The following is a 22,935-nucleotide window of genomic DNA, read 5'->3' as shown; positions in this document are numbered from 1 at the left end:
CACCTGTGACTCTGCTCGCCCCCTGCCCCTGGCGGACAGGGGTGGCGACACTGGCTCGAAGCGAGTCGGTGCCTTACGACACAATCAGGGGGTGTCCTCGGAGAAGCTAGAGCCGTCGAACCGGTCACCGGACGAGCAGCCGCGGGTGGTCGCGGGCCGGTACCGGCTGCAATCGGTGCTCGGTTCCGGGTCGATGGGCACCGTGTGGTCGGCCTACGACGAGTTCCTGCACCGGCCGGTGGCGGTCAAGGAGATGAAGGTGCCGCCGGGGATCCCCGCGGCGCAGGCGGACGAGCTGCGCGAACGGACGCTGCGCGAGGCCCGTGCGATCGCCGTGCTGTCCCACCCGAACGTGATCATCCTGCACGACGTCGCCCGCGAGCACGACGAGCCGTTCGTGGTGATGGAACTGCTGCCCTCGCGCAGCCTCGCGCACATCCTGCGCGACCACGGCCCGCTCACCGTCGAGCAGTCGGCGGCGATCGGCATCGCGGTGGCGGCCGCGCTGGAGGCAGCGCATGCCGCCGGCATCACACACCGTGACGTGAAGCCGGGAAACGTGCTGGTCGCGGCCGACGGCCGGATCAAGCTCACCGACTTCGGCATCGCCCGCAACGTCTCCGAAGCCACCATGACGCGCACCGGGATCATGCTCGGCTCGCCCGCGTACATCGCACCCGAGGTCGCGTCGGGCGGCGCGGTCACCCCGGGTGCCGACCTGTGGGGCCTCGGCGCCACGCTGTTCGCCGCGGTCGAGGGCGCCCCGCCGTACGACGCGGACGGTGACCCGCTGGAGACCGTCGGCAAGGTCGTCAACGGCAAGGTGCCGAGGCCCAACCCGGGTCCGCTGGCCGGCGTGATCACTGCGCTGATGAAGAAGGAGCCGGAGAAGCGGATTTCGCTGCGCGAGGTGCGGCACCGGCTGTACCCGATGCAGGGCAAGACGGCGCTCGATCTGTTCGGCCCGGAGCTGTTCCGCACGCCGGACGGGAAGAAGACGTCGGCACACCTGGACGCCACCGACACCCAGGTGGTGAAGACGGTCGCGCCCACGCCGGACGCGGCTTCCGCGGACCAGCCCGCGCCGCTGGCGGCCGATCCCGGTCCGCTGCCGTTCCTGAAGTCCTCGACCGCGTCCGCGCAGGCAGTCCCGCCGGCCACCGCGGACTCTTCGTTCACCGCGGCCCCGGGGTACGACTCGTCGGACACTGCCGCTCCGCCGGTACCGCCACCGCGGCGGCGCAGTGCCGGGGTCACGACGCTGCTGGCACTCGGCTCGGTGGTGTTGTTCCTCGTCGCCGGAGTGGGCGGGTTCGCGCTGGCGCGGGTGGCCAGCGGCCAGCCGCTGCTGCCCTTGCAAAACAGCGGAGTGCCGGGCGTGGCGCCGGTCGAAGAGCCGCAGAAGCCGTTGAAACTGGTCGGCCGCCAGGGCAATGCGAGCGCCACCGCGAACGTGTCACGGGACAGTGCGTACACCGTGTCGGTCCCGGAGAACTGGCAGCGGTTCATCGCGTCGCGCCGGTCCGCGATCGGTCCCTCGGCGGTGGTCCAGTACCTCTCCCCGGACGGCAGGCAATCGTTGCGGCTCGAACGTTTCGCGGGCTTCCTGGCCAAGCATTCCGAAGAGGACTACGTGAACTCGCTGCCCCCGAAGGCGGCCGAGGACGCGTTCACCATCGCGCAGGGACCGGCGAAGACGGCCAACGGAACCGAACTGGCCTACCGCACGGTGGAGCGCGCACAGGGCAAGCCATCCGGCGAGCCCCCCGAGCAGACCACCAACCAGGAGCCGACCGGCGCGATCACCCGCGCGACCTTCGCCCTGCTGAAATCCGCAGGCAACGACCTGTGGGTACTGGCGCTCACTGTGCCGTCCGAGCAGGAGGACACCGCGGCCGGCACGTTCGACAAGATCGAACCGACGCTCAGCCTGCCCGGGGCGTCCTGAGCGGTGCTGCCCTGCGGATACGCTCGGCGGTATGACCAACCAGGAGGAGGCGGCTGCGGCCGTCATCGCCGAGCGGACCGGGGTGGACCGCCACGACATCGCGGTGGTGCTCGGTTCGGGCTGGCGCCCGGCCGCGGACGTGATCGGTTCCGCCGAGGCGGAAATCCCGTTCGGCGACCTGCCGGGCTTCACCGCCCCCGGCGCCGTCGGCCACGGCGGCACGGTGCGGTCGCTGCGGATCGGGGACAAGCACGCGCTGGTCCTGCTCGGGCGCACGCACTTCTACGAGGGCAAGGGCATCGACCCGGTGGTGCAGAACGTGCGGACCGCGGCGGCCGCGGGCGCACGCACGGTGCTGCTGACCAACGCGGCCGGCGGGCTGCGCCACGGCATGCACGTGGGCCAGCCGGTGTTGCTCTCCGACCACCTCAACCTCACCGCTCGTTCGCCGATCGTCGGCGCGAACTTCGTGGACCTCACCGACCTGTACTCGGCGCGACTGCGCGAGCTGGCCAGGGAGATCGACGGTTCGCTCGAAGAAGGCGTGTACGCCGGACTGCCCGGCCCGCACTTCGAGACGCCCGCCGAGATCCGGATGCTGCGCACGCTGGGTGCGGACCTGGTCGGCATGTCGACCGTGCTGGAGGCGATCGCGGCCCGCGCCGCCGGACTCGAGGTGTTCGGCCTGTCGCTGGTCACGAACCTGGCCGCGGGCATGACCGGCGAACCGCTGAACCACGAGGAGGTACTGGAGGCGGGACGGCAGTCGGCGACCCGGATGGGCTCGCTGCTGAAGGACCTCGTCGCCCGCGCCTGAGACGCCTGTTCCGCCCCGGTCCACCAGGTCGGGGCGGAACCACGGTCGCTCAGGCGTACTGCGGCAGCTGCTCCGCGACCTCCTGCGGCGAAGGCATTGCCGCGACCTCCTCGGCCAGCTTGCGTGCCACGTCCGCGACGGCGGAGTCGGTGAGCAGGCGACGCGCGTTGTCCCGCACCGCCTCCGTGGTCACCTCGTCCCCCAGCAGCTGGGTGCCTGCGCCCACCGCGGTGGTTGCCTCGGCGTTGGTGAACTGGTCCGCGCCCTGCGGCAGCACGAGCTGCGGCACACCGGCGGAAAACGCGCTCATGGTCGTGCCGCTGCCGCCGTGGTGCACCACCAGGTCGACGTGCGGCAGCAGCTCCGACTGCGGCACCCACGCCTCCAGCCGCACGTTCGACGGCACGTCCCCGAGCGCAGCGACGTCGACGGACGGACCGGTGGCCACGAGCACGTCGGCCTCCAGCGCGGCGAGGCCGTGCACGGCCGAGGCCAGCAGGTGGGCCTGGCTCATCGGCGTGGTGCCGAGCGTGAGGTAGACGAGCGGACGCCCGCGGTCCCGTCCGAGCACCCCGGACGGCAGGTCGCCGGGTTCGCTCCAGCCGACCGGCCGCACCGGCACCCGCCGTGCGCCGGCCAGGAATTGCGGTTCCTGCACCGACGGCGGGCAGATGTCCAGGTACGGGCGCCCCCAGGCCAACCGGGTGTCGCCGGTGATCCCCAGCTCCGCGGCGAAGGCGGCCAGCGGTTCCACGAAAGTCGAGGCGGCATCGCCGTTATAGGACACCCTGCCGAATCCGTGGCACATCGCCGGGACCCCGGCGGTGTGCGCAGCGAACAACCCGCCGGGGTTGCCGGTTTCGTAGACCACAAGGTCCGGGCGGCGCTGCTCGATCAGCGGGGCGAGATCAGCCATGAACCGTTCCGGCATGATCCGGCCGAACGCCCGGCCGATGTGCTGCTCCAGCTCGTCTTTGGGTACCTCGCCTTGGGAGCGCGGATCGCCGGTGAAGATCTCCTGGAACGCCTGCCGGATGCTGATCCCCGCCGGAGCGGGTTCGAGGCCCGCTTTGTCCAGCGTGGGGTGGAACTCGGGGGCAGTCGCGAAAACGATCTCGTGCCCGGCGTCGCGAGCGGCGACGGCGAGCGGGAGAAGCGGGTAGAGGTGGCCGTAGGAGGCGAGAGACGTGAAAATCATGCGCACTGGCCCAGCGTATCGAGAACGCGCAACACAGATTCCCCGTTTCGGGCGGAACGTCCCGCGTAGGCTGATCCGGTGCCGAACAGTCTCACCGCCGAACTGCGGGCCGCCACCGAACGCTGGATCGCGAACGATCCGGACCCGGCTTCCCGCGACGAGCTGACCAGCATCCTCGCCCGTGCCGTCGACCAGGCGCCCGGCGCGGCCGACGAGGTCGCCGACCGGATGGCCGGACCGCTGGAGTTCGGCACCGCCGGCCTGCGCGGACCGGTACGGGCCGGGCCGAACGGCATGAACGTCGCGGTGGTCACCCGGACCACCGCCGGCGTCGCGGCGTGGCTCACCGCGCACGGGCACGCCGGCCGGGTGGTCGTGATCGGCCGCGATGCCCGGCACGGTTCGGAAGCATTCGCCACGGCGTCGGCGGAGGTGCTCTCCGCTGCCGGATTCGCGGTGAAAGTCCTGCCTGGGCCGTTACCCACGCCGTTGTTGGCCTATTCGGTACTGCATTACCGTGCGGCGGCCGGCATTCAGATCACCGCGTCGCACAATCCGCCCGCGGACAACGGGTACAAGCTCTACGACGCGACCGGCGGCCAGATCGTGCCGCCGTCGGACGGGGAGATCGAACAAGCCATCCGTGCCGCACCCGCCGCGGCGGACGTGCCCCGTGCGGGCGGTGTCGAAGTCGTCGATCCGAGCGAGGCGTATCTGGCCGAAGTGGCCTCACTGCCGCGGGGCACCGCGCGGGAACTGCGGATCGCCGCCACCGCGCTGCACGGCGTCGGCGCCGAAACGCTGCGCGCCGCGTTGGCCGGTGCCGGCTTCACCGATGTGCATTTGGTTGCCGCGCAGGCCGAACCGGACGCCGATTTCCCCACGGTCTCGTTCCCCAACCCGGAGGAGCCGGGTGCCGCCGACCTGCTGCTGGCGCTGGCGTCCGAAGTGGACGCCGACCTCGCGGTGGCGCTGGACCCGGACGCGGACCGCTGCGCGCTCGGCGTGCCCGCGCCCGAGGGCACCTGGCGGATGCTGCGCGGCGACGAGACCGGGGTGCTGCTCGGCTCGCATCTGCTGTCCACCACCGACGATCCGGATCCGCTCGTCGCCACGACCATCGTGTCCGCCGCGCTGCTCGGCGAACTGGCGAAGGAAACCGGCGCCCGCTACGCGGAAACGCTGACCGGGTTCAAATGGCTGGTCCGGGCAGGCGAGGGCCTGCTCTTCGCCTACGAAGAAGCACTGGGCCTGTGCGTGAACCCCGGATTCGTGCGGGACAAGGACGGCATCGCGGCCGCGGTCGCCGCCGCCGACCTCGCCGCCACGCTCAAGGCGCACGGCCGCGGCCCGTCCGACGTCCTCGACGACATCGCCCGCAGGCACGGCGTGTACCTCACCGACCAGGTCTCGCTGCGGGTCACCGATCTGGCCGTCCGCGGCCGGCTGATGAGTGCGCTGCGCGCCGGACCACCGGCCACCCTCGGCGGAGTCCCGGTGACGCTGGAGGACCTCCTGCCCGGCGCCGACGTGCTCCGGCTGCACGGCGAAGGTGTGCGGGTCGTCATCCGGCCGTCGGGCACCGAGCCGAAGCTCAAGACCTACCTGCAAGTCGTCGCCCCGGTCACCGGCGACCTGTCCGACGCGCGCCGCCACGCGACCACCGTGCTCGGCGCCGTCCGCCAGGACGTCACCGCGCTCCTGCGCTGACGGATGCGCTGCCCGGTGGCCGATGGCAGGCTGCGGGGCATGTCAACACTGCTGATCGTGCATCACACGCCGTCGCCGGTCATGCAGGCGATGTTCGAAGCCGTGCTCGCCGGGGCGAAGCATCCGGACATCGAGGGCGTCGAGGTCGTGCGGCGGCCCGCGCTCGGGGCCACCGTGGCCGACGTGCTGGCCGCTGACGGGTACCTGCTCGGCACCCCGGCGAACCTCGGCAGCATGAGCGGCGCGTTGAAGCACTTCTTCGACACCGTCTATTACCCCTGCCTCGATGCGACCAGGGGCCGCCCGTTCGGCGCCTACGTGCACGGCAACAACGACACTTCGGGCACCGTGCGCCAGCTCGACTCGATCACCACCGGACTGGGCTGGAACCGCGCCGCTGAACCGATCCTGGTGACCGGCGAACCGGACAAGGCCACCCTGGAGGCACTCACCGAACTCGGCGGGACGCTCGCCGCGACGCTCATGTGAGCATCCCTTGCTCGCTTGAGTACCGTCTGCTCGCTTGAGCGCAGAACCTCTGCGGGACCGGGAAATCCGCCGCACACCCCGGAAAGTAAAGGGGCCTGTCACCGGAAGCCCTGGGGGTCGACCTCCGGCAACAGGCCAGGTCAAGGGTTCGCTGCGAGGCGATCAACCTTGACTGCGTCCAGCTTACTACAAGGTAGCGATCATGACGAGCGGCAGCAGCCGGAAAATCCCGGTGAATGCGCCGCAATCCGGCCCTGCGCGACTTCGATCGGCGGTGCACCCACCACCGGCAAGTTGCGCAGTGCACGGTGCCCGGCCGGGCCTGCAACCGGCGAGGCGTGCACCGTGCCCGGTGGCGGGCCGAGGGCGGGCGGCAGCGGACAATCCACTCGCCCGCAATGCCGATTCCGCTCTCCCGTGCACTCACGGCCTACCGCGAAGGAGACCGAGGATGGTCGGCCGAACCCGCGATCCGCAGTTGAACGTCCTCGTCGACGGCCCGGCGGACGCGCCGGTCTTGCTTCTGGTGCACGGTTTCGGCGGATCACTGCGCTCATACGATCCGGTGGCCGCACTGCTGACCGAGCGGTTCCGGGTCGTGCGGGCGGATCTGCGCGGACACGGCCGCACCGGCGGGCACACCGGACTCGACGCCGCCGCACAGGCGGAAGCGCTCGCGGCCGCCGTAGGGAACCTGACCGGGATCACCGCGGTCGGGCACTCGTTCGGTGCGGACGTGGTACTGGAGCTGGCGACGCGCACGAAAGCCGTCGAACGGTCGTCCTCATCGGACAGGCACCGGACTACCGCCACGCCACTTTCCCGCCAGGGCACGGGCTGCTCGCCGCACCAGCGGTGAGCACGCTGCTGCGACTACTGGCCGCTTCACCGGTGACCGCGCACGCGTTGCGCCGGACCGCGGTCCACCGGCTGCGCGCCGACTTCGCAGCCACCAGTCCCCGGATGGCCCGGATCGTGCTCACCGAACGGCGAAAACTGCTCGAGGCACGCCCGCTCGACGGGCAGCTGCGCGACCTCGGCCTGCCCGCACTGGTGCTCCTGGGCAGCCGGGATCGGCTCTACGACCCGGTTTCCACCGCCTCCCGCTACGCCGCGGCGGGCGCACGGGTGGCCGTCATCTCCGGGGCCGGGCACTCGCCGTTCGCGAGCCACCCGGCCCGGGTTGCCGAACTCGTGTCCGGATGGGCCACGGTCCCCGCGGGATGATCAGCGTCCGCCGCCGTCACGACGGGGTGATCAGCGCCGCCACTTCGGCAGGCACGTTCGCCAGCGAAACCTGCTGCTGTTCCCGGGTGGCGAGGCTGCGCACGGTGACCGCACCGGCCGCCCAGTCCTCCTCGCCGACGATGACCACCGCGACCGCACCCGCCTTGTCCGCGCGGGTCAGTTCCTTGCCGAGCTTGCGCGGTTCGAGCGGCGTCGCGGTGCGCAGCCCCGCCTTCCGCAACGACGCGGCAACCTGACGGGCCGGGTCGGCCAGCTCCTCGACAACCGGGATGACCATCACGTCGACCTCGCTGCGCGGGGCCGGCGTCAGACCGTGCGTTTCGAGGAAGTCCATCAGCGTGACGTCACCCATGCCGAAGCCGATGCCGGGAATCCGCTCCTTGGTGAACAGGGAGGCGAGATCGCTGTAGCGGCCGCCGCCGAACAGTGCTCGGCGGTTCCTCGGCGAGGTGTCGAAGACCTCGAACACGGTGGAGGTGTAGTACGCCAGCCCGCGCACGATGAGCGGTTCGTAGCGGACGAGGCTCGCGGCACTGCTGGAGAGCACCTTCACCAGGTTCGACTCCGCCTTGACCTCGGCGGGCAGCTCGTCCAGCAACGCAGCACCGGCACCGAGGGTCTCGGACAGCTTCTCGAACTCCTTGTCCGCCAGCCCGATCTCCGCGGCCGCGGCGGCGAGTTCATCCGGCGCCGTCTTCTCCCAGCGGTCGACGAGCGCGAACACCTGCGGCAGCAGTTCCGCGGAAATCCCGGCCACGTCGGTCAGCGCCGAGGCGAGCAGGTTCCGGTCGTTGACCCGCACCGCGAACTTGTCCGGCGTCGCGCCGAGCGCACCCATCAGGTCGTGAATCAGCTCGAACATCTCGATCTCGCAGTTCGCGCTTTCCGAACCGAAGATGTCCGCGTTGATCTGCCAGTGCTCACGGACGCGGCCACGCTGCGGGCGTTCGTACCGGTGGCAGTTGGGGTGGCTGTACCAGCGCACCGGGAACGACAGCGACTTCGCGTGCCCGGCGATCATCCGGGCCACCGAAGGCGTCATCTCCGGGCGCAACGCCAGCCGTTCGCCGCCCCGCGTGGTGAGTGTGTAGAGCTGCTGATCGGCGATCTCCTGCCCGGATTTCCGCTCGTAGATCTCGGCAGGTTCCAGCACCGGACCGTCGTAGCGGAGGAAGCCGTAGCGCTCGAGCACGTCGTAGAGATGGCCGAACACCTGCGTACGGACGGACATCTCGGCGGGGAGGAAGTCTCGGGTCCCCTTGACAGGCGCGGTCGACAGGTATTCAGGCACGTCATCAAGCTTAACGACCCGGTTCGCACCCGTTCGTCAGGGGAACGCGACGCCGTAGGCGGTGAGCAGCATCGCCGCGCCGAGCAGCACCGCGCCACCGGTGGTGACGCTCATGCCGAGCCGGGTGCGCAGCATCGCCAGGAAGAAGCCGCCGGACTGCGCGAGCACGCCGAACAGCAGCAGGAAGCAGACGAGCCACCGCGCGGTGTCCGACAGACCGCCGTGGTCGAGAGCCTGCATCGCGGCGAGCACCAGCACGAGCAGCACCCCCGCGTGCGCGTGCCCGGCACGGAACAGACCCCGCTGTTTCTCGCTCAGCTGCTGACGGCGCAGCACACCGCCCAACGCGTATCCGCCGTACATCACGGTGGGCAGCGAGACGAGCGCGATGACAGTGAACAACTGAACGGGACCGTGCATGGTTCGCCTCCTCGTTCGGGAACGAACACAACTGTAACAGTGTTTTAAAACGCTGTCACGAAACCTTCGCGTGGTCGGGCACGTGACCAATCAGTGCACCTCGGTGCGCACAGCCACAGCACGCCGTCTTATTCGTGCTCCCGCACCCGAAACCCGATCAGCCGGCGCAAGAGAGCGGCAGGCACGGGCCGGGCATAGGAATCGCCCAACCCGCACAACATCCTTCGCGGTATCTGACCGCGACATCCCTTAGGCGCGGAGGAAGCGCAGCGTGAAGGTCGCCCCCGAGCCGGGGCTGCCGGTGGCCGCGATGGTGCCGCCGTGGCCGGTCACGACCTCCTGCACCAGTGCCAGTCCGAGGCCGAAGCGGCGGCCTTCGCCGTTCGTACCGTGCGCGAAGCGTTCGAAGAGCCGCTCGACGTTCTGCGAGGGGAAGCCCGCGCCGGTGTCGCACACGCGGAGTTCGACGTGCCGTGGGTCCGGGTTCAGCAGGCTCACCTCGATCGAACCGCCCGGCGGGGTGTGTCCGAGTGCGTTGTCCAGCAACGCGGACAACACCCGTCGCAACGCGGTCGGTACGCCGGGGACGATGTCCTCCAGCCCCGGCGAACGGCACAGCCGCAGATCCACCCGCCGGTCGCTCGCGCGGACCGATTCCGCTTCCACCGCCTGTGCCGCCAGCTGGGCGAGCGGCACCGGCACCAGCTGCGGCCGTTCGTGACCGGCCTGCGCGGACAACAGCAGATCGTCCACCAGGTCGCTCATCTCACGAGTACCTGCGACGAGGGCGTCCAGATCAGCCGTGGCCGCGCGGCCACGACGGGCGAGCAGCTGAGTCCTGGTGTGCAGCCGGGTCAGCGGTGCGCGCAGCTCGTGCGATGCGTCGGCGACGAAGGCACGCTGCCTGCGCAACGCCTCGCCCAGCGGCCGGATCGCCCGGCTCGCCAGCAGATATCCGCTGACCACCGCGACGGCGAGCACCACCAGTTCCGCCACGCCGAGGCCGAAGAGCAGCTGGTGCCGGTCGGCGATCAGGTAGCGCTGCTCGAAGAACGCCTGCCAGACCTGGCCGCCCCGGTTGACCGTGCGAATGGTGTAGACCATCCCGTCCAGGGTGTGTTCCTCGGTGACCACGTCGCCGTCGTGCGGTACCGGCGGCGGCGACGGGAGCGTGAACGGCAGTGGCCCGGCCGGGACGTGCCCCTGCGGGGTGACCAGCCAGACGCAGCCGGGCGGCGTTTCGTCCAGTCCCCTGCCGAGCGTGTAGTCGAGCTGGCGGTCGACCTCGGATTCCTGCCCGCGCAGCAGGACCCAGTACGAGATCGCGCCCGCCACGAGCACCACGAGCGTGATCGCCACCGCGATCTGGCCCGCGATGGTCCGCCGCGCCCGCCGCAGCGCCCGCGTCTCCGCATCGACGACCGTGGTCACACCGCCCCGATCTGGTAACCCAGCCCGTGCACGGTCTTCACCACGCTTCGCCCCAGCTTCCGCCGCAGGTAGTAGACATAGGTGTCCACAATAGACTCCGCGGCGGATTCGGTGAACACGCCCGCGCGCAGCGAAGCCCGCGGGTGGATCGCCTTCGGCCGTTGCGCGAGCGTGCGCAGCAACTCGAACTCGCGTCCGGACAGGGTCACGCGTTCGCCACGCGGCAGCACCACCTCGTGCCGCAACAGGTCCAGTGCGGCGGTCCCGAGCGGCAGGCTCTCGGCCTGTTCCAGATCACGGCGGCACAGCGCACGCACCCTGGCGAGCAGTTCGTCGGTCTCGAACGGCTTGACCAGGTAGTCGTCGGCTCCGGCATCAAGGCCCTGCACCCGATCGGTCAGCTCACCGAGCGCGGAGAGCACCAGCACGCGGGCGGACAACGCGCGGCGGCGCAGCTGCGCCAGCACCGACAGGCCGTCCACCACCGGCAGCCTGCGGTCCAGGATCAGCACGTCGTACCGCCCGGTGAGCCCGAGGTGCAGGCCGCGCTGACCGTCGTGGGCCAGGTCGGTCTCGTAACCTTCTCCGGCGAGCAGCTCGGCGAGCATCCCGGCGAGGTCGCGATCGTCCTCGACCAGGAGCACCCGGGTGACCGCCCGGATTCCTGCCTCTTCGTGCACGGCTTCATACTTGCAGTGATCCGGCCACTTGAGCCCTCAACTTTCGTAGGTAAGTACTCAGGTCCCCGTACTCAGGAGAAATTCGGGCAGGTCCCGGCCGGCGTAGCGACGGGCGTCGCGCCGATCGAGCAGACTGAGCACCGGTGCGGTCATCACCGTGGTCACCAGCGCGACGAGCACCAGCACGGTGAACAACGCGGGCGACACGATGCCGGCGGCGAGCCCGACGTTCAGCGCGATCAGCTGCATCAGCCCGCGGGCGTTCACGAGCACGCCGATCCGCACCGCGACCGGCGCCGGCTCCCCCGCCAGCCGCGCCGCACCCCACGAAGCACCCAGCTTGCCCGCCACCGCGACCACCACGCACACCAGCGCGAACAGCAGCAGGTTCGGGTCGGCGAGCAGCGCGAACCGGGTGTTGAGGCCGGAATAGGTGAAAAACAGCGGCAAAAACACCACCCGCCCGATCGGCATGATCCGCGCGAGCACCGCGTCCGCTGCCGCGCCACGCGGGAACGCCAACCCGATCACGAACGCACCGAACACCGCGTACAGCCCCACCACGTCGGTGAACCACGCGGCCGCGAACAGGATCATCGCGGTCACCAGCAGCCGGTGGTCGTCCGAGAGCCGCGGGCTGCGCAGGGCGTGCACGAGAATCCGCCGCACCACGAGCCACACCAGCAACACGAACAGCACCGCACCACCCACCGCGAGCGCGATCGGGCCCGCCGAACCCGCGTGCATCCCGAGCACCACGGCCAGCAGGATCCACGCAAGCACGTCGTCGAGCGCACCGCAGGCGAGCGCGAGCGAACCGAACCGCGTCCCGCCCAATCCGCGTTCGGTGATGATCCGGGCGAGCATCGGGAACGCCGTGATGGCGAGCGCGACCCCCACGAACGCAGCGGAGACCGCCGGGGAGACCCCGGGTTTGAGGATGCCGACCCAAGTCCCGCCGAGAATCGCGACCGCGACGCCGAGGGCAAGCGGGACGACCGTACCCGCGGCGGACACCGCGGCGACCGTCTTGCGCCCGTCCCGCAACGCACCCATCCGGAATTCGTACCCGGCGCCGAACATGTAGATCACGAGCCCGATCTGGCCGCCGAGGTAGAGCAGGGTGCGCACCTCGTCCGGGAAGAGCGCCTCCTGCACCCCCGGCAGCAGCAGCCCGAGCAGCGAAGGGCCGAGCAGCACACCCGAGATCATCTCCCCCACCACCGGTGGCTGGCCGAGCCGCACGGCCAGTGCGCACACCAGCCGGCAGACCACGAGGATCACCACCACCGCGAGGAAGAACGCCGGTGCCGCCTGGGTTGGGCTCATTTCCTGCCTCCGCCGAGGTCGTGGGTCTCGAAGTACTTGATGCACAACCGTTGCCGCCGGGCGTCGAGGACCATGAAGGTGCCGAACACCAGTTGTGCGAGGCTGCGCCACACGTCTTCCCATCGGTCCCGCACCGCGAGGTAGGCCAGCACGCCGCCGACCTCGCGCCGGGACCGGCGCGGGGTGAGGAAAACCGGGCCACGGTTGGGAATCGAGCGGGTGTGCGCGGCACTCGTTGCCAGCGTGAACCGGCGCAGGAACTCCCTGGTGACCACCCGCATGGTCACCGGAGCCAGTCCGCGCGCCGGGCACGGCCGGTTCTGTGCCACGCCGAACGGCAGGAAGTTCGCCTCCTTGCGGCCGTGCGCCGGACAGCCTGCCTCCCATCGGGCCGGTTCGAACTCCGTGGGCCGCTCGAATCCGGTGTGGTGGAAATCGGGATAACTGAACAACAGCACGGTGCCCGCCTCGACGGTCCGGTCGGCCAGCTCGATGTCGCCGGTCGCGATCCGATGCGCGATCCCGAACAACGGATAGGTGCGCAGCGCCTCGTCCAGCACGCGATCCAGGTACGCGTCGTCGTCCGGATGCTCGGTAAGCCTGCGCTGCACCTCGGGGTGCTCGGCGATGATCATCAGCAGGTGCGCCATCGCCTCGGACATCTGCACCACGGCGGTGTTGAAGAACGTGCCCTGCAGGTAGAAGGCCTGCTCCTCGCGGGTCAGCCGGGACGGCAGCGGGTGCGGCACGTCATCGAGCCTGCGCCGCAGGTACGCGGTGAGCCGGGCGCGCCGGCGCATGTTGCGCGGCCGGACGCACTTCAGCGCGGAGACGACGTCGTCGGCGTGCCCCACGATGAGCTCACGTGCCTCGCGCGGGCACGGTTCGCCGAACACCAGCTCGTAGTACAGCTCCGCCCAGATCGGCATCATCTCGTCACGCAGCCGGATCAGCCTGCCGGACCCGATGTCCAGCTCGTCGAGGACCCGCGTGGCGACCCGGCGGGTCAGCTCCTCGGACTCGCCCTTCGTCTTCACGAGGATGTGCCGGGTGGTCTTGGCGACTTCGTCGTAGCGCGGGCCGGGTTCCAGATGTTCCTGGTGCACCTGCGGCCCTGGCGCGAGCCAGTACCAGAAGAGGTCGGAGAGCGCGGCGCCCTTGCTGCGGCCATCCGCCGCCGGATGGGCGTACACCTGGCGGAAGTCCTCGACCGGCACCACCATGCCCTCGTCGCCGTTGACGAGGGCGAAGATCTTCATCCGCACCGCGACCACCCGGGACGGCAGCCATTTCGGCAGCGTCGTCACGAGACCGGCCAGCGCGAGCAGCACGAGCCGTTTCATCGGACCAGATCCGCGGTCAGCCCGGCGGGGTTCACCGCACCGCACAACGCGAGCGCACGATCGACTTCCGAACGCAACCGTTCCAGCACTTCGGTCACTCCTTCCGAGCCGGCCGCGGCGAGCCCCCACAGCACCGGCCTGCCGATCCCCACCGCACTCGCCCCGAGTGCGAGCGCTTTCACCACATCGGTCCCACAGCGCACACCGCCGTCGAGGATCAACGGAATCGCACCGTCCACAGCAGACGCCACCGCGGGCAGTGCGTCCACAGTGGAGATCGCCGAATCGAGTTGCCGTCCGCCGTGGTTGGACACCACCAGCCCGGACACACCCGCCCGGACCGCCCGCCTGGCGTCCGCCGGATGCAGAATCCCCTTCAGGAAGATCGGCAACGTCGTGGCCGCCCGCAACCACTCGACGTCCGCCCAGCTCAGCGCTGCAGGCATCGCGATGTCACGCACCCGCCCGGTGTGATCGCGCATGTTCTCGACGGCCAAATGCGGCGGAAGGTCGTGAAAACCGTTACGGTGATCACGTTCCCGCTGACCGTAGACCGCGGAATCGACAGTCACGACCAGCGCGGCAACCCCCGCCCGCTCGACCCGACGGAGCACCGCCTCGGTGAATCCCCGGTCCGGCTGCGGGTACAGCTGAAACCACAACGCCGGCGCCCCGGCAGCCACCCCTTCACTCACCGCAACCGCCCCCGCCGTGACTCCTCCCGCTGCAGCTTCTCCCGCCGTGCCCCCTCCCGCCGCAGCATCTCTGGCCGCCGCTTCCCCCTTCGCGGCTTGCCCGTCTCCTGCCGCAGCCTCTCTCGCCGCCGCTTCCCCCCTCGCGGCTTGCCCGTCTCCTGCCGCAGCCTCTCTCGCCGCCGCTTCCCCCTTCGCGGCCGCCCTCATCGCCGCTTCCCCCCTCGCGGCTTCCCCGTCCGCCGCAATTCGCACCGCCGCTTCTCCCGCCGCAGCCTCTCTCGCCGCCGCTTCCCCCTTCGCGGCCGCCCTCGCCGCGGCGTCCTCCTCTGCCGCGTTCTCCGTCCACGCCGCCCTCGCCGCGGCGGCGATGTCCTCGATCGCCGTGGTCGCGCCCATGCTCACCACCAGAACCGTGCCCGCCCGAGCGACCGCACGGGCCGTCGCCACCTCACCTTCGGGATGCGCCAAGCGGTGGAACGCCGTCGGAGAAACGAGAACCGGCATCGACAACGGCGAACCGGCGAGCTGCACGGAAAGGTCGCGTTCACTCACGCCGCGAAGCACCCGCGGCACCAATACCCGGCGACGGAACGCCTCCTCGTTGGCCCGCAGTGTTTCTTCCGCATCCGCGCCACCGGCGTAGAAGTCGTAGTGCGCCGGGGCGAGCCGCTTTCGTGCCGCCGCTTCGATCTCCACGATCGTACGCATGTCAGAGCTGCTGTTCGAAGAACTTGGTCAGCGCCTCGATGTGCACGTCCCGGTTCCACTCGTTCTCGAGATTCTCGGTGACGTGGTGCGTGGCAGCCAATTCGCCGTTGCGATAGTGCCGGACGATCGGGTGCAGATAGTGCCCTTCTCCGGAATCGTTCGCGACATCCTGGCTCGCACGCTTGACCGTGAAGTCGAACGGGTCGACCTTGTCGTGGTCCGGACCGTAGTCGAGGGTGATCACAAAGGCGTTCTCCCGCTGCCGAAGCGGCGATTCCTCGAACCGGCCGACCGGCATCTCCTCGTAGTACCGGGCCTGCCCGCCGTCCACGGTCAGTACGTCCGCGAGAAAGCCGAATTGCTGGTACAGCGCGGAGGTTCGGTTGATCCGGCCGATCACCGCGTTGACGAGTTCGGCGGTCTCCGCCGGCACAGATGTGTGCGGCCATTCGATCCCGTGGTAACGCTCATCGAGCACCTTTGAAAGCGCTCTGACACCGTAGCGGAATCCGTGAATGAACGCACTGGTCGCCTGCTTGAAATCACGAACCTGAGTGATCGTTCCGGCGAAGTAGAGTCCCGGCACGTTCACCGATTCCCACGACGAGGTCTGCGCGGGGAACCGGCCGTTGATCGCCATCTCCGGACGGCATTCCTCGTCGAAGATCGAGGCGTCGAAGCGAAATCCGGTGCACGCGATGACGCGGTCGTAGCGCAGTTCCTTGATCACCTCGTCGGCACGGAAGAAGGCGAACTTCACGTGGTAGCCGTCGTCGCTTTTGGTGATCTCGCGAACGTCCCCGTCGAGGATCGCGTGCTGCAGTTTGAGCTGGTACATATCGAGCACCCCGGCGTTGTAGGCACGCAGGTGCCCCACGAAATGCGTGCGCCAGGCGAGTTTGACCGGCCGCGGTCCGGCGACGTGCAGCACGGCCGCGTGGGCATTGAGGCTGTCGGCGGTTTCGAAGGCGGAGTTTCCCTTGCCGAGGATCAAAACGCGCTGGTTCGTGAACGGCTCCGGATCGGGATCGAAGTCTGCGTACTGGTCGACCAGCTCCATCCCCGGCACGTCCGGGACGTACGATTTGGACACACCGGTCGCCATGATCAGCCGCTGCGACCGGTAACTGCCACCGTCCGCATCGGTGAGCACGAAGATGCCCCCGTCCCGGGCGATCCGGGTAACCCGGGTGCCGTAGCGGATGCGGACCTGATGCTTCGCCGCGTAATCCGCGGTGTAACGCAGAAAAGCCTCCGCCGGCGGAAACAGCTCGGCGCTGTAGTCGGTGAACAACAGCGGATCGGGCCCGTCGTCGAGCAGCGAATTCCAGTCCATCCGCAGGTTCAGCTCGGGATCGGTCCAGCCGGTGTGCTTCTTGTTGACCGAGATGAGCGTCCGGTGCCGCGGGAACCGGCTGAAGAACGCGGCCGGCGCGTCCCCGCTTTCGAGCACCAGGTAGTTCCGCCCGGCCGCGCCGAGCTGCCGCCCCAGCTGCAACCCCGCCGGCCCCGAGCCCACCACCAGGTACTCCAGCACCTCCGCCATCACACCGACCTCCCCGCAAGACCACGCTTGGTTTACCGAGACGAGCTTCGCCCGCAGATCTCAGAAAACCCTCAGAACGCGCCATCCCCGGCCTGGTCGTTCAAGGACATACGAGGCGGATAAGTGCAGGTCCACAGGCAGATACGCACGCCTTGCCCGGACTGACCGACAGAGTTGTGCCGAATGCAACCCGCCCGCTCTCCCGCCGACACCAGCCAACCAGCACCGCCGGCCGACAACGTCAGACCACACAACGTCAGACCACACCCACGAGCCCACCGCCGAATGTTCTGCACCGCCACCACCCGACCACCCCGGCAACCACCGACCTCCCCGACACCGGCCAACGACCCCGATCGCCCACCGACCTCTGCCACCCGCCAAGAGGCCAGCAGCCACCGACTCGCCACGCACCGAAAGCCCCACCCACAAACAGACTCAGCGGTCGCCTACTCCGCAACCCGCCAGCAGCCCCACTCGGCACCCGGCCAGCCACTCCCCACTCGCGAACGAATCAGCGACTCACCGAAAGCCCCAACCACCACTCTTCGACCAACCGGCAGCCAACCGCCCGACACAACTCAGCACTCACCCACACCCACCGGCCGACACATCGCCACGGGTCAGTAATCAACTGCCCACCAATAGATCGACAACCCGCACCTCACACCGGGCGCCAACCCACCAACGTCCCGGCCACCGACACCTCACCACCACAACCACTGACCGCCCATCCACCAACAGCCCGCAGCTCAGCACTGCCACCACCGACCTACCAACCCGCACCTCACCGCCACAACCACCAGTCACCTACCCACCAACAGCCCGGCCACCGGCGCCTCACCGCCACAACCACCAGCCCACCAACAGCCGGGCACCTCACCACCGGGACCGGCGGGTCACCTACCCACCCACAACCAGCACCTCACCACCAGGACCGGCGGGTCACCCACTCGTCAACCGTCAAGCGGGCACCCCGCCGGCCCCGTGATCGTCTACTTCTCGGCTGCTCGGGCGAGCGCCTCCGGGTAGCGGGCTCCGGCGACCGCGTCCGCCGGGGCGACCTGCTCGATCGCGGCAATGTCCTCTTCGGACAGTTCCAGTTCCGCGGCGGCGACGTTTTCCGTCAAGTACTTGCGCCGCTTCGTGCCCGGGATCGGCACGACGTCGTCACCCTTCGCCTGGACCCACGCGAGTGCCAGCTGCCCGGCGGTCACTCCCTTTTCCGCGGCCAGGTTGCGCAGCGCGTCCACGATTGCCAGGTTCCGTTCGAGGTTGCCATCGGCGAACCGCGGCATGTTGCGGCGTACGTCGTCGTCCGGGAGATCCTTCGTCGAGGTGACCGCGCCGGTCAGGAAACCCCGGCCGAGTGGCGAAAACGGCACGAGACCGATACCGAGTTCCCGGCAGGTGCCCAGGATTTCGTCCTCGATCCCCCGCGTCCACAACGACCATTCGCTCTGCAACGCGGTGACCGGGTGCACGGCGTGCGCACGCCGGATCGTTTCGGCCCCGGCCTCGGAAATACCCGCGTACCGGATCTTCCCGGCCTGCACGAGCTCGGCGAGCGCGGCCCAGGTTTCCTCGACCGGAACAGTCTGATCGACCCGGTGCTGGTAGTAGAGGTCGATGTGGTCGACGCCGAGCCGTTGCAGCGATTCGTCGCAGGATTGCTTCACATATGCCGCGTCGCCGCGCGCGGTCATGCCATCGTCGGTCCAGACGATGCCGAACTTGGTGGCCAGCACCACCTCGTCACGACGTCCCGCGATTGCGCGGCCGACCAGCTTCTCGTTCTCGCCCGCGCCGTACACATTGGCCGTGTCGAGGAGGGTGACCCCCAGCTCCAGCGCGCGATGCACGGTGGCGATCGACTCCTCGTCGTTGTCGCGCACCCCGTACGCCTGGCTCATGCCCATGCAGCCAAGGCCCTGGGCGCCGACTTCCAGCTCGCCGAGCTTCCTCGTGGCGATCACGCAGAGATCTCCTCCAACGCCGGCGCCTGCCCGAAGGCCTTGCGCTCGATCTGGTCGTAGTTGCTGATCTTGTAATCCAGAATGTCCATGCACCCCTGCAACTCGGCAATCCGCGCCGCCACCGACTTGCGCTGCTCCACGAGAATCGCCTTGCGCCGCCCGGCGCTCGCGGCGCCGTGATTGCGCAGCGAGGCGTACTCGCGCATGCTCTTGATCGGCATGCCGGTGAGCCGAAGCTTGGTGAGGAACCCGAGCCAGGTGAGATCGTCGTCGGAGTACGCACGCCGCCCCGCGGAGTCCCGCGCCGGCGGATCGAGCAGCTTGATCCGCTCGTAGTACCGAAGGGTGTCGATCGACAGGCCGCTACGTCGTGCGGCTTCCGCTATCGAGTAGCTCATGCGCCCGACAGTACGACCTGGAGCGCACTCCAGGTCAAATCCCCGAATCCGTCTCCGCCACAGTGGGTGACCCGCCAGTTTTGTCCGGTCCGCAGACGATCACCCAGCTCAGCCTGAGCCTTTCCGCTGTCCCGTCACCTGGCTCGGTCGCCCGAATCCCAGGAGAACCTCCCCGCTCGCAGTGGCAGCCGCTGCGGAGTCGCGTTTTATAACAACGTTGCGTTACGCTCGTCCTGTGCCCCGGCCCCGTACCCACGACGAGACGCTCCGGCTGAAACTGCTCGACCGGGCAGGCGAACTGATCTCCAGCGAGGGCCCCAAGGCGCTGTCCCTGCGAAAACTCGCCGCGGACGCCGGCACCTCCACCACCGCGGTCTACTCCCTTTTCGGCAGTAAACCCGACCTGGTCAACGCCCTGTACGTCGAAGGCTTCCGCCGATTCGGCGCGCGCCTGGCAGCCGTCCCACGCACCGGGGACGCAGTCACGGACCTCGTGCACCTCGGCGCCGCCTACCGCGAAAGCGCGCTCGCCGACCCCCACCTGTACGCGATCATGTTCACCCGCTCGATACCCGGCTTCGAACCGAACGCCGAAGCCGAACGCCTGGCCCTCGCCACCCTGGAACCACTGGGCCGAATCGTCCACGACGGCGTGGCGTCAGGTCAATTCGCCGACGTCGCCCCCGAAGTGATCACAATCAGCTCATGGGGACTCGTACACGGCCTGGTGTCCCTGGAACTGTCCGGCAGCCTGCCGCCCGGGTACAGCATGCCCGATTCGTACGAGAAAGCCTTGTGGGCCAACGCTTCCAGCTGGCTCCGAAACCCACGGGAAACCCCCGCCGGCCCAGACCCGAGCTGAACCCCACAGCAGCCCCCGCGACCCCCGCCGAAGCGACCCCTGCGGCGGCCGCCGATCCCAGCAGACAAACCCACCTCTCCCACCCCCAGCCGCCCCCGCGGCAAGCCCCACCACCCAAGCCGCCCAGCCTCAAGACGTGCACCGCCACACCACGTCAGCCGACCAGGTTCACGCCGCCCGCGCCCCGCCTCCCAGCCCTCAAGCCACGCACCACCCCCAACGCCAGCGCCCAACCTCAAGCCCCGCACCGGCGCCGGCACTGATACCGGCACCGGCGCTCCAGCCGATCAGCCTCAAGCCACGCGCCAGCCCCCAGCGCACTGCCTCAAGCTGCAAACCCAGCGCGCCAGCCAGCCCCGAGCCGCCCACCCAATCCGTCAACCGGTCAGCCGCCACCCAGCGAGCGAACCGGACAGCGTCGAACGCACACCCGGCGCGCCAACAGCCCGGCCTCAAGCCGGCGTACGGGTGCCCACCGCACCAACCGACCAGCCTCAGCCTCACGCCGCGGATCGGCGCCAACCGGCCAGGCACCAGCCTCAAGCCGCGCACCAGCGCCCAGCGACGGTCGGTCTCCGACCGCAGCCCAGGGACCCTTCGCGCCGGCCGGGTCAGACTGCTCCGTACTGCCGATCACCCGCGTCGCCGAGGCCGGGGACAATGAATCCGGAGTCGTTGAGGCGTTCGTCGATACTCGCGGTGACCACTCGCACGGGCAGCCCGGTCCGCTCGAGGTGCTCGAGCCCTTCCGGAGCCGCCAGCGCACAGATCGCGGTGACGTCCGTGGCACCGCGGTCGGTGAGCAGGCGGATCGTGTACTCCATGGACCCGCCGGTGGCCAGCATCGGGTCGAGCACCAGCACCGGCCGGTCCGCGAGCGTCTCGGGCAACGACTCCAGATACGGCGTCGGCTTGAGCGTCTCCTCGTCGCGCGCGAGGCCGACGAAGCCCATCTGCGCATCCGGGATCAGCTTGTGCGCCTGGTCGGCCATCCCGAGACCGGCGCGCAACACCGGCACCAGCAGCGGCGGACTGGCCAGCCGATAGGCATCGGTCCGCGCGACCGGCGTGTGGATGCGCTCGATGCGCACCGGGGCGTCCCGCGTGGCCTCGTACACGAGCATCACGGTCAATTCGTGCAGCGCGGCCCGGAATGCCGCACTGTCCGTCCGCGCGTCACGCATCGTGGAAAGCCGGGCCTTGGCCAGCGGGTGGTCGACGACGTGCACATCCATGCCGCACAACTTAGCTGGCACACCACGCCGACGTCGTCACTCGCCCGCCCCCGCGTCATGCCGCACTGCCCACATCAAGCCCGCGTCCGCCTCGACTGACACCACCTCCGTTCTGGACCATCGAGCAACCTCGACCCACCCGCCGCAAAGCCCGGTCATCACCGCCGAACTCAACCCGCTGCCAGCGAGCACAGCCAAACCACAGGCCACCGCCGCAACCGCCGGTCCGGCGCCCCTGCAGCCACAGGCCCACCACCGACCACTCAGCTCATCGACGACTCGGCCTACCGCCGCAGCCCGGGACCACTACCGCGTACCCAGGTGACCCCGGCCCGGCTCCCTCCAGCCGCACACAGCCCGTCCGGATCGGGCCCAGACCCGAAGTCCGGCCGAGACTCGGCGGGAATGTGCCAGTCAATTCCTCACGCCGGCGTCCGCGAACCAGCGGACCCAGCGCCGTTGCCAGGGTGTTTCGACCGCGTGTTTGTGGTGGTTCTCGCGGACCCACACCACGGCCTCCTCCGGCCCCAATCCACCCAACGTCGCCAGGCAGGCGAGCACCGTGCCGGTGCGGCCGACGCCGCCGTGGCAGGCCACCTCCACGGCCTCACCTGCGGAGGCGCGCGCGTGCAGCGCCTCGATGTCACGCCTGGCGGCGGTCCAGTCGAGCGGCAGCAGGAAGTCGGGCCACCGGATCCACTCGCGGTCCCAGTCAAGGGTCGAGTCGTACTTCGCGCGCAGTCGCCGCGAGCCCAGATACAGGCCAAAGTCCGGGTCGGGACCGTCCGGTTTGGGCCGTCCGAGGCCGCGCGGGCGCACCTCGGCGCCGTCGGGCAAGACAAGCGTCCCTGCCAACGCGGATGCCATCGGGACATTATGGCCCCTATCCGTCGTTCGTTGGACCCCAGACTGTCCGCGGTCGGGCTAGGCTGCCCCGGGTGAGTGAAGATCCAGCCATTCCGGGCCCGGACCAAATGCGGATTTCGGACGCCGACCGCGAACAGGTCGCGCAAGTGCTGCACCAGGCGCTGTCCGAAGGCCGCATCACGATCAACGAGCTGGAGGAACGGCTCTCCACCGTCTACGCGGCCAAGACATTCGGCGATCTCAAGCCGGTGACGGCCGACCTGCCCGGGGCCGCCGGCACCCCGTCGACCGCACTGCAACCGGCGACCAGCCGGGCGCTCGGGCTGCCGGACAATCGCGTGGGCGGGCACCCCGGCTCGAATCTGTCGATCGGGATCATGTCCGGAGCCGTGCGCAACGGCAGCTGGGTGCTGCCGCGGCAGCACACCAGCGTCGCGTTCTGGGGTGGCGCGCAGGTCGACCTGCGCAGCGCACGCTTTGCGGAAAAGCAATCCACGATCACCGCCGTCGCGATCATGGGCGGCATCGAGATCACCGTGCCCGACGACATCAACGTGGAGGTGACCGGTATCGGCCTGATGGGCGGTTTCCTGCTGGAGGACAAGTCGGGGGCGCCGCCCGCGCCGCCAACCGCGCCGACGGTGACCATCAACGGCCTCGGATTCTGGGGTGGCGTTGTCGTTTACCGGAAGCCAGCCGGATCCCGGGACGCCCCGCAGATCGAGTCCTGACGCCCGCCGTCGC

At 69.6% G+C, this 22,935-nt stretch carries 21 protein-coding genes; 8 read left to right on the top strand and 13 right to left on the bottom strand.

Features of this window, described 5'->3' with window-relative positions; genetic code table 11:
• Nucleotides 1-91 precede the first annotated feature (91 nt).
• Nucleotides 92-1,948 (top strand): serine/threonine-protein kinase, encoded by a 1,857-nt coding sequence (locus ABD793_RS11810; protein WP_344858692.1) that lies wholly within the window; start codon nt 92-94, stop codon nt 1,946-1,948.
• A gap of 31 nt (nt 1,949-1,979) precedes the next feature.
• A complete protein-coding gene (locus ABD793_RS11805; RefSeq protein WP_344858690.1) occupies nt 1,980-2,765 on the top strand; it encodes a purine-nucleoside phosphorylase in 786 nt (261 codons plus the stop codon).
• A 49-nt stretch (nt 2,766-2,814) separates the two neighbouring features.
• Here ABD793_RS11805 and ABD793_RS11800 read toward each other — a convergent pair whose 3' ends face one another.
• Complete coding sequence (locus ABD793_RS11800; RefSeq protein WP_344858688.1) at nt 2,815-3,969, bottom strand: glycosyltransferase; 1,155 nt, start codon at nt 3,967-3,969, stop codon at nt 2,815-2,817.
• Nucleotides 3,970-4,041: 72 nt separating this feature from the next.
• Between ABD793_RS11800 and ABD793_RS11795 the strand changes: the two genes are divergently transcribed.
• The 4 genes from ABD793_RS11795 to ABD793_RS11780 all read left to right on the top strand — a co-directional run bounded on the left by ABD793_RS11795 (nt 4,042) and on the right by ABD793_RS11780 (nt 7,389).
• On the top strand, nt 4,042-5,673 hold the full coding sequence (locus ABD793_RS11795; RefSeq protein WP_344858686.1) for a phospho-sugar mutase: 1,632 nt from the start codon (nt 4,042-4,044) through the stop codon (nt 5,671-5,673).
• 39 nt (nt 5,674-5,712) lie between these two features.
• Nucleotides 5,713-6,162: a flavodoxin family protein gene (locus ABD793_RS11790; protein ID WP_344858684.1), complete on the top strand. Its 450-nt coding sequence runs from the start codon at nt 5,713-5,715 to the stop codon at nt 6,160-6,162.
• 451 nt (nt 6,163-6,613) lie between these two features.
• Entirely contained in the window at nt 6,614-7,021 is a 408-nt protein-coding gene (locus tag ABD793_RS11785; RefSeq protein WP_344858681.1) for an alpha/beta fold hydrolase, read from the top strand.
• On the top strand, nt 7,018-7,389 hold the full coding sequence (locus ABD793_RS11780; RefSeq protein ID WP_486303687.1) for an alpha/beta fold hydrolase: 372 nt from the start codon (nt 7,018-7,020) through the stop codon (nt 7,387-7,389). The genes ABD793_RS11785 and ABD793_RS11780 overlap by 4 nt, the downstream gene beginning before the upstream one ends.
• Before the next feature lie 16 nt (nt 7,390-7,405).
• On the opposite strand, the gene hisS is transcribed toward ABD793_RS11780, so the two are convergent.
• From hisS to ABD793_RS11730, 10 genes are all read right to left on the bottom strand, one after another.
• Entirely contained in the window at nt 7,406-8,701 is a 1,296-nt protein-coding gene (hisS, locus tag ABD793_RS11775) for a histidine--tRNA ligase (protein ID WP_344858679.1), read from the bottom strand.
• Nucleotides 8,702-8,737: 36 nt separating this feature from the next.
• Nucleotides 8,738-9,121, bottom strand: a complete 384-nt coding sequence (locus tag ABD793_RS11770) for a hypothetical protein (RefSeq protein ID WP_344858677.1) — start codon at nt 9,119-9,121, stop codon at nt 8,738-8,740.
• 249 nt (nt 9,122-9,370) lie between these two features.
• A complete protein-coding gene (locus tag ABD793_RS11765) occupies nt 9,371-10,552 on the bottom strand; it encodes a sensor histidine kinase (RefSeq protein ID WP_344858675.1) in 1,182 nt (393 codons plus the stop codon).
• Nucleotides 10,549-11,196 carry a response regulator transcription factor gene (locus tag ABD793_RS11760; RefSeq protein WP_344859210.1) on the bottom strand — a complete coding sequence of 216 codons (648 nt, stop codon included), beginning with the start codon at nt 11,194-11,196 and terminating at the stop codon, nt 10,549-10,551. Before ABD793_RS11760 ends, ABD793_RS11765 begins: the two co-directional genes overlap by 4 nt.
• A gap of 93 nt (nt 11,197-11,289) precedes the next feature.
• Nucleotides 11,290-12,561: a cation:proton antiporter gene (locus ABD793_RS11755; protein WP_344858673.1), complete on the bottom strand. Its 1,272-nt coding sequence runs from the start codon at nt 12,559-12,561 to the stop codon at nt 11,290-11,292.
• The gene (locus ABD793_RS11750) at nt 12,558-13,904 is read right to left on the bottom strand and encodes a cytochrome P450 (RefSeq protein WP_344858670.1); all 1,347 of its coding nucleotides are present in this window, start codon (nt 13,902-13,904) and stop codon (nt 12,558-12,560) included. The genes ABD793_RS11755 and ABD793_RS11750 overlap by 4 nt, the downstream gene beginning before the upstream one ends.
• A complete protein-coding gene (locus ABD793_RS11745; RefSeq protein ID WP_344858668.1) occupies nt 13,901-15,307 on the bottom strand; it encodes an alpha-hydroxy acid oxidase in 1,407 nt (468 codons plus the stop codon). Before ABD793_RS11745 ends, ABD793_RS11750 begins: the two co-directional genes overlap by 4 nt.
• Before the next feature lies 1 nt (nt 15,308).
• The gene (locus ABD793_RS11740) at nt 15,309-16,853 is read right to left on the bottom strand and encodes an NAD(P)-binding domain-containing protein (RefSeq protein ID WP_344858666.1); all 1,545 of its coding nucleotides are present in this window, start codon (nt 16,851-16,853) and stop codon (nt 15,309-15,311) included.
• Between the two features lie 995 nt (nt 16,854-17,848).
• Complete coding sequence (locus ABD793_RS11735; protein WP_344858664.1) at nt 17,849-18,829, bottom strand: aldo/keto reductase; 981 nt, start codon at nt 18,827-18,829, stop codon at nt 17,849-17,851.
• On the bottom strand, nt 18,826-19,227 hold the full coding sequence (locus ABD793_RS11730) for a MerR family transcriptional regulator (protein WP_344858661.1): 402 nt from the start codon (nt 19,225-19,227) through the stop codon (nt 18,826-18,828). The genes ABD793_RS11735 and ABD793_RS11730 overlap by 4 nt, the downstream gene beginning before the upstream one ends.
• Nucleotides 19,228-19,462: 235 nt before the next feature.
• Between ABD793_RS11730 and ABD793_RS11725 the strand changes: the two genes are divergently transcribed.
• Entirely contained in the window at nt 19,463-20,089 is a 627-nt protein-coding gene (locus tag ABD793_RS11725; protein ID WP_344858659.1) for a TetR/AcrR family transcriptional regulator, read from the top strand.
• 611 nt (nt 20,090-20,700) lie between these two features.
• On the opposite strand, the gene upp is transcribed toward ABD793_RS11725, so the two are convergent.
• Nucleotides 20,701-21,324 (bottom strand): uracil phosphoribosyltransferase, encoded by a 624-nt coding sequence (gene upp / locus ABD793_RS11720; protein WP_344858657.1) that lies wholly within the window; start codon nt 21,322-21,324, stop codon nt 20,701-20,703.
• A 414-nt stretch (nt 21,325-21,738) separates the two neighbouring features.
• The gene (locus tag ABD793_RS11715; protein WP_344858655.1) at nt 21,739-22,191 is read right to left on the bottom strand and encodes a protein-tyrosine phosphatase family protein; all 453 of its coding nucleotides are present in this window, start codon (nt 22,189-22,191) and stop codon (nt 21,739-21,741) included.
• A 107-nt stretch (nt 22,192-22,298) separates the two neighbouring features.
• On the opposite strand from ABD793_RS11715, the gene ABD793_RS11710 reads away from it, so the two are divergent.
• Complete coding sequence (locus ABD793_RS11710) at nt 22,299-22,922, top strand: DUF1707 SHOCT-like domain-containing protein (RefSeq protein ID WP_344859208.1); 624 nt, start codon at nt 22,299-22,301, stop codon at nt 22,920-22,922.
• The last annotated feature ends 13 nt before the right edge of the window (nt 22,923-22,935 follow it).

The sequence above is a fragment of the Amycolatopsis ultiminotia genome (assembly GCF_039536925.1).
Lineage (GTDB): Bacteria > Actinomycetota > Actinomycetes > Mycobacteriales > Pseudonocardiaceae > Amycolatopsis > Amycolatopsis ultiminotia.
This window is presented reverse-complemented; position numbering and strand designations above follow the sequence as displayed.